This is a genomic window from Deltaproteobacteria bacterium, from assembly GCA_016223005.1.
In the GTDB taxonomy this organism is placed as follows: Bacteria; Desulfobacterota; GWC2-55-46; order UBA9637; family GWC2-42-11; genus JACRPW01.
Genome location: JACRPW010000075.1, coordinates 1 through 6,811, shown reverse-complemented (window position 1 = coordinate 6,811; position 6,811 = coordinate 1). Strand labels below are relative to the sequence as shown.

General features: G+C 41.6%; 8 protein-coding genes. All 8 read right to left on the bottom strand.

Going from position 1 to position 6,811, the window contains the following annotated elements; all coding sequences use genetic code 11:
* Positions 1 to 66: 66 nt before the first annotated feature.
* Positions 67 to 1,509, bottom strand: a complete 1,443-nt coding sequence (gcvPB, locus tag HZC45_07925; protein MBI5683075.1) for an aminomethyl-transferring glycine dehydrogenase subunit GcvPB — start codon at positions 1,507 to 1,509, stop codon at positions 67 to 69.
* Complete coding sequence (gene gcvPA, locus HZC45_07920; protein ID MBI5683074.1) at positions 1,502 to 2,857, bottom strand: aminomethyl-transferring glycine dehydrogenase subunit GcvPA; 1,356 nt, start codon at positions 2,855 to 2,857, stop codon at positions 1,502 to 1,504. Before gcvPA ends, gcvPB begins: the two co-directional genes overlap by 8 nt.
* Before the next feature lie 73 nt (positions 2,858 to 2,930).
* Entirely contained in the window at positions 2,931 to 3,317 is a 387-nt protein-coding gene (gene gcvH / locus HZC45_07915) for a glycine cleavage system protein GcvH (GenBank protein ID MBI5683073.1), read from the bottom strand.
* Between the two features lie 17 nt (positions 3,318 to 3,334).
* The gene (gene gcvT / locus HZC45_07910) at positions 3,335 to 4,432 is read right to left on the bottom strand and encodes a glycine cleavage system aminomethyltransferase GcvT (GenBank protein ID MBI5683072.1); all 1,098 of its coding nucleotides are present in this window, start codon (positions 4,430 to 4,432) and stop codon (positions 3,335 to 3,337) included.
* Positions 4,432 to 5,316 carry a methylenetetrahydrofolate reductase gene (locus HZC45_07905; GenBank protein ID MBI5683071.1) on the bottom strand — a complete coding sequence of 295 codons (885 nt, stop codon included), beginning with the start codon at positions 5,314 to 5,316 and terminating at the stop codon, positions 4,432 to 4,434. Before HZC45_07905 ends, gcvT begins: the two co-directional genes overlap by 1 nt.
* Before the next feature lie 192 nt (positions 5,317 to 5,508).
* On the bottom strand, positions 5,509 to 5,832 hold the full coding sequence (locus HZC45_07900) for a nucleotidyltransferase domain-containing protein (GenBank protein ID MBI5683070.1): 324 nt from the start codon (positions 5,830 to 5,832) through the stop codon (positions 5,509 to 5,511).
* Between the two features lie 53 nt (positions 5,833 to 5,885).
* Complete coding sequence (locus HZC45_07895) at positions 5,886 to 6,551, bottom strand: methylenetetrahydrofolate reductase C-terminal domain-containing protein (protein MBI5683069.1); 666 nt, start codon at positions 6,549 to 6,551, stop codon at positions 5,886 to 5,888.
* A gap of 43 nt (positions 6,552 to 6,594) precedes the next feature.
* A partial coding sequence (locus HZC45_07890; GenBank protein MBI5683068.1) for a bifunctional methylenetetrahydrofolate dehydrogenase/methenyltetrahydrofolate cyclohydrolase occupies positions 6,595 to 6,811 on the bottom strand: 217 nt, incomplete at its 5' end.

Below are 6,811 nucleotides of genomic sequence, written 5' to 3'. Positions count from 1 at the left end.
TTTTGAATTTTTCTCTGTCATTTTGATTTTTGAATTTTGACTTTTGATTTCTCCCTATAACTATCTTTAAGGCTTCCACCTCAATACTGGTTTTTTTACTGCATTAACCTCATCAAGCCTTCCAATCTTTGTTGTCTGCGGCGCATTTTTGACTATATCAGGCGATTCCCTTGCCTCATTTGCAATTGTCATCATCGCCGCTATAAACCTGTCAATGGTCTCTTTGCTTTCTGTTTCTGTCGGTTCAATCATTATTGCGCCCGGGACAACCAATGGGAAATATATTGTCGGCGGATGAAAGCCGTAGTCCATGAGCCTTTTTGCAATATCTAATGTATAAACATCTTTTTCAGACTGAACCTTGTCTGATAAGACGCACTCGTGCATGCAGGTTTGGTCAAACGGCAGGTGATAAGCCTTTTTAAGTTTTTCCATTATGTAGTTTGCATTCAATACCGCCATCTCGCTTGCCTTTTTAAGCCCGTCCGGCCCCATTGCCCTTATGTAACTGTATGCCCTGACCATTATGCCGAAATTGCCGTAAAACGCCTTTAATCTTCCTATTGACATCGGACAATTGAAACCAAGATTAAATCTCTTGCCTCTTTTTATTATCCTCGGCACAGGCAAAAACGGCTCTAGTATTTTTTTTACGCCGACAGGACCTGAGCCTGGTCCGCCGCCGCCGTGAGGGGTTGAAAATGTCTTATGCAGATTAAACTGTATTACATCAACACCCATGTCTCCAAGTTTTGCAATACCCATTAGTGCATTCAGATTTGCTCCGTCGCAATATACAAACCCGCCCTTTTTGTGGACTATATCTGCAATCTCTTTTATATTTGTTTCAAACAAACCGATTGTATTCGGGTTTGTAAGCATCAGCGCTGCTGTATCCTCATCCATTACAGATGCAACTGCCTCAGGGCTTATAATGCCCTTGCCTTCTTTTATGGTAACAACTGTAAATCCGGCAAGGTTTGAACTTGCAGGGTTTGTGCCATGCGCTGTGTCAGGGATGATGACCTTTTTTCTTGGCTTGCCCTTTGCCTTAACATATGCTGAAATCATAAGCATGCCGCAGAGTTCGCCGTGTGCGCCTGCAGCAGGCTGGAGCGTAACAGCATCCATGCCGCTTATCTCGGATAAAAACCCTTCAAGTTCATACATGAGTTGGAGTGCGCCTTGCGACAGTTCAGGCGCTTGATATGGATGCGCCTTTGAAAAACCGGAAAGCCTTGCCATATCCTCATTCACCTTTGGATTATATTTCATTGTGCATGAACCAAGGGGATAAAAACCTGTATCAACACCAAAATTCATTTGAGAGAGGTTTACAAAATGCCTTACTGCATCAAGTTCAGACACCTCTGGGAATCCCTCTATGTCAGCCCTTAAAACATCATGGGGTATAACATCCAAAGGGTTTATATCAGGAACATCTAACTTTGGTATAGATATGCCCCTTCTACCTTTGGAACTCTTCTCAAATATTAAGCCGCTACTCATTTTTAAGTTCCTTAAGTTCTTCTATCAACATATCAATATCTTCTTTTGTATTCATTTCTGTGGCGCAAAGAAGGATGTGAGAATTAAGTTGAGGGTAAAATCGTTTAAGTGATATGCCGCCCAGTATGCCCTGTTTTAATAAGGACTTTATAACTGTATCTCCGTCCTCATTTAAGTTTATTACACACTCATTGAAGACAGGAGATGAAAATGCAGGTTTTACATTTTTCAGTTCCTTTAATCGCTGTCTCAAATAGTGCATCTTGCAGAGATTGATTTTTGCCAGATTAACAATGCCTGTTTTGCCAAGAGCTGTGAGATAAATAGCAGCGGTTAGTGCGCACAAACCTTCGTTTGTGCAGATATTTGATGTTGCCTTCTCCCTTCTTATATGCTGCTCTCTTGTAGCAAGGGTGAGGATATAACCCCTTTTGCCATCCTTGTCAATTGTTTCCCCCACAAGTCTGCCGGGCATATTTCTTAAAAATCCTTCTTTAGTTGCAAAAAAACCAAGATACGGACCGCCTAAGTTGAGCGCACTACCAAATGCCTGTCCTTCACCAACCACTATATCTGCGTCAAACGCCCCAGGCGGCTTTAATAAACCAAGTGATATAGGTTCGGTAATTACAACAATGAATACAGAGCCGTTTTTATGAACTATTTCTGATATTGCACTTAAGTCTTCAATAGAACCAAAAAAGTTTGGGTATTGAATAACAACACAGGCAGTATCTTTATCAATATATCTTTCTACTGCCTCTACAGGTGTTGCCCCTGTTTCAGTGCAGAAAGGGATTTCTTTGATACTGTCTCTGCGGATGCCGAGATATGTCTTAACAACCTCTCTGTATTCTGGATGGAGGGCAGATGATAAAAGGCACTCAGGTCTTGAGTTTATCCGCTGTGCCATAAGAACAGCCTCTGCTGATGCTGATGCACCGTCATACATTGACGCATTGGTGACATCCATCCCTGTCAACTGGCATATAAGCGTCTGGTATTCAAATATTGCCTGAAGTGTTCCCTGACTTATTTCAGGCTGATATGGCGTGTATGCTGTATAAAACTCCGAGCGGAGGATGATGTGATGGACAATGCTTGGCACATAATGGTTGTATGCACCTGCGCCAATAAAGGAGATGTAGTCCTCAATATTGCCATTTTTTCTGCTTATGTTTGTGATTTCTCTGACAAGTTCCTGTTCAGGCAGTTCATTTGGCAGGTTTAAAGGGGTCTTGAGTCTTATATCAGGAGGAATGGCATTAAACAGGTCATGGACTGCCTTAATGCCAATTACCCCCAGCATCTCTTTTATATCATTGTCAGTGTGAGGAATGTAGGACATGTCAATTGGAAATTACGAATTACGAATTATGAATTATCAACCTTAATCCCTAATTTTTAATTCATAATTGATTTTACTTCTCCTCCTCAACAAAGTCTTTATATTCATCGGCAGTGAGAAGGTCATCAATCTCTGCAGGATTTGATATTTCAACCTTTATCATCCATGCATCGCCGTATGGGTCATCATTTATAACCTCAGGGCTGTCAATAAGGGCATCATTTACCTCTATCACCTTTCCTGTTACAGGCGAATAAAGGTCAGATACTGCCTTGACAGATTCAACAACACCAAATGTCTCATCTTTTGTAACAGTGCTTCCCTCCCGAGGCAGTTCAATATATACAACATCGCCTAAAGAGTCCTGGGCATAGTCTGTGATGCCGATTGTAACAATATTGCTTTCAGCCCTTGCCCATTCGTGTTCCTTTGAATACCTTAGTTCTTTTGGGAAATCCATAAATAATATTCCTCCTCTTATAATTTGTGCTGCAGATTATAAAACCTTTTTGTAACAATTACAGCCTTTGAGATTCTGTTCCTTATCCCTATACCAATCTCTCTCCCTGTTTCACTGAACCCTGCTTCCACATAACCCATGCCAATAGGTATGCCAATGGACGGAGACATTGTCCCGCTTGTAACCTCACCAATAGGTTTTTTATCATTAAATATTTGACTGCCGTGCCGTGCGATACCTGTTTCAATCATCTTAAACCCTATCAGTTTCTTTTTTATACCAGTTTTAGTCTGGGATTCAAGAGATTTTTTTCCTATAAAATCATTTTTATTAAAGGCAACAAACCTTGCAAGCCCTGCCTCAAGAGGTGTTGTATCTTTTGAAAGTTCATTTCCATATAAAGGATAACCCATTTCCAGCCGCAGTGTATCCCTTGCCCCAAGTCCAATTGGTTTTATACCATAAGATTTACCATCGTCAAGTATTTTATTCCATATCCTATTTGCCTCTTCAGGCGGGATATATATTTCAAAACCGTCCTCACCTGTGTAACCTGTCCTTGATATAATAGTGCCTGCACTGCTTATCAAACCAACCATAAAATGGTAATATTTTATTTCAGACAAATCAATATTGCAACTCTTTTGCAAGACCTCCTGCGCAAGAGGTCCCTGAATAGACAACTGGGCAAAGGAATCGCTTGCATTTTTTAGATTTGCAATATCCCCAACATTTTCTTTAATCCATTCAAAGTCCCTTTCTGTATTTGACGCATTTACGCAAAATAAAAACCTCTGCTCATTAAATTTGTAGAGGGTTACATCATCTACAATACCGCCGTCAGGATAACATAAAAGCGTGTATTGAACCTGTCCGTCAACCATCTTTGAGGCATCATTTGTGGTCAGGAGTTGCACAGCCTCCAGGGCCCTTTCCCCTGCCACAAATATCTCACCCATGTGGCTTACATCAAATAGTCCAACCTTTTTCCTGACTATCCTGTGTTCATCAATTATGCCTGTATACTGGACAGGCATCTCCCATCCGGCGAATGGGACCATCTTTGCACTGAGTTCTTTATGGATTTGATTTAAAGGGGTCTTCCTTAAGTCCATTAGTTTGACATCTCTATAATTTTTGGCACATTATCTTCTTGCCCTATTGCCATTATGTGGACACCATCACAAAATGTCTTTAGTTCCTTAATCTGTCTTGCTGCTATCTCAATGCCTTTTTGCAGCTGGTCAGGTGCCTGTTCCAATTCATTTATAAGGTTTTGCGGTACATTGACACCCGGCACATTGTTATTTAGAAAGTGCGCCATCTTTGCAGATTTCAAAAGGAGGATGCCGGCAAGTATTGTGGGGACAGATTTCAAATCTGTCCCCAATTTTTTTGCATATTCATAAAATCTTTTGAATTTCTCCATATCATAAAACGCCTGCGTCTGAAAGAACTTTGCGCCTGCTGAGACCTTTTTTTCAAACTTGAGCATCTCAGGTTCAGGCGGATTAGCCCCTGGCGCAACAACTGCCCCTATTAAAAAATCTGTTCCGCTGTTTAATGATATATCATTCATATTCCGTGCATTGTTAAGTTTTGATATAGTCTGAATCAGTTGAACAGAATCGAGGTCAAACACAGGTTTTGCCTCACGGTGGTCCCCGAAAGACACATGGTCTCCTGACAGCGCCAGAATATTTTTTATGCCAAGGGTCCATGCGCCGAGGATGTCTGATTGAAGCGCAATCCTGTTCCTGTCCCTGCAAGTCATCTGGAATACAGGGTCAATGCCTTCTTTTAAAAGTAACACTGAACACGCAAGAGATGACAGCCTCATCACTGCCCTTTGGTTATCAGTAACATTTGCCGCATCAATCTTATCTTTCAAGAGCCTTGCATTTTTTATAAATATTGATGTATCAGTGCCTTTTGGCGGACAGATTTCGGCAGTTATAACAAATTTGTTTGATGCAAGCGATTCTTTTAGGGTTTGCATTTATTCCGCCTTTTATTTTCAGATTCTGTTTCTTAGTAGCACAGGCTTCCCATTATATGTCAGGCTTCTTATAGGTCAGGCTTCCAGCCTGACAGTCAGACAAAATGTCTGTTCCACCTATATACAATTCATGTTTGGGGGGCGCAGCCCACCCTACTTGCTTAATGGTCGCTGACCCTATTATTCTCCATGTTACACCTCTACAACCTCTCCATCCCGCCTTGCAATCTCTATGATTGCGCTGGAATCATCCTCAAGCCATTGTTTCTCGCCGCAGGGAATCGGCTCAATACGGCTGTCTGTTCTTGCTGCAAGATGCCAGAGCAGGTTTATGTCCTTTCTTTCACGCCTTTCATCAAATCGGGCAGATACTACCAAAAGGTCTATGTCGCTCAATGCGCTTGACCGTCCTGTTGCCTGTGAACCGAAAATAACGCCGCATCGCACAGAAACCTCGTTTGCGCGAACCTTTCTAAGAAAGGCTTCTACTGACGCTCTAACAACTTTGTCAACCATTTGAACACCTCCTCTGAGCGAACCATAAATATGTTGATATAAATCACTATTTACTACTTTTTTCTTCTTGATTCCACTATAGTATTTCTCGGCTTTACTCCGGAAGAATGGTCTTTTGCAGGCGCAACCCTTTTCATGACATCAAGCCTTCCCTGTTTTTCAAGACGGCGGTAAATCCTTATCCATGCGCATTCATTTTCAATGTTTACCTCGCACATGCCGTTTTCCACGCCGCCGCATGGACCGTTTAGAAGCCCTTTTGGGCAATCTGTGTGAGGACAGATACCAGCAGTATAGGCAAGTAGACAGTCACCGCAAAGACTACAGCCTTCTGCAAAATGTCCATACCTTGTAACATTTGCTAGATACAGGGAATCAAGGGCAGGAAATACAGGTTTCTCATCACCTATGCTGTCTGCCACAGCCTTTACACCTGCGCCGCATGCAAGGACAAGGACAGCGTCAGAATCTAAAATATCTTGTTTATATTGCTTTAAAACCTGTTTAACTGCCATGCTGTAGCAGGTCTCATCAGGGATGGAAAAGCCTGTAACCTTTTTGCCTGCATTCTCAAGAAGCAAGGTCATCTCTTTTACTTCCTTTTCCCCGCCTGTCTCGCACTGTTCAGCGCAAGAGTTGCAGCCGTATAAAAATATTTTATTTTTATTTTTAAGGTATTCCAAAATCTTTTGAAAATCTTTTTTCTTTGTGATTATCATTGATTTTACTCTTAAACTCTTAAACTCTTAAACTCTTAAACTCTTAAACTCTTAAACTCTTAAACTGTTTTTTTGCTGCCTCTATTGTGTTATGCAGCAGTATTGCAATTGTCATTGGGCCGACCCCGCCCGGCACAGGTGTTATAAAAGAAGCCCTTTCTTTAACATCTTCAAAATCCACATCCCCTGCAAGTTTCCCGTTTTCAAGGCGGTTTACACCAACATCTATAACCACAGCGCCTGGTTTTATCCAATCAGAT

Coding starts and splice junctions, on each gene's coding strand:
- gcvT (MBI5683072.1), bottom strand. CDS start 4,432: ATGGACTTAAGGAAGACCCCTTTAAATCAAATCCATAAAGAACTCAGT.
- HZC45_07900 (MBI5683070.1), bottom strand. CDS start 5,832: ATGGTTGACAAAGTTGTTAGAGCGTCAGTAGAAGCCTTTCTTAGAAAG.
- gcvPB (MBI5683075.1), bottom strand. CDS start 1,509: ATGAGTAGCGGCTTAATATTTGAGAAGAGTTCCAAAGGTAGAAGGGGC.
- HZC45_07905 (MBI5683071.1), bottom strand. CDS start 5,316: ATGCAAACCCTAAAAGAATCGCTTGCATCAAACAAATTTGTTATAACT.
- HZC45_07895 (MBI5683069.1), bottom strand. CDS start 6,551: ATGATAATCACAAAGAAAAAAGATTTTCAAAAGATTTTGGAATACCTT.
- gcvPA (MBI5683074.1), bottom strand. CDS start 2,857: ATGTCCTACATTCCTCACACTGACAATGATATAAAAGAGATGCTGGGG.
- gcvH (MBI5683073.1), bottom strand. CDS start 3,317: ATGGATTTCCCAAAAGAACTAAGGTATTCAAAGGAACACGAATGGGCA.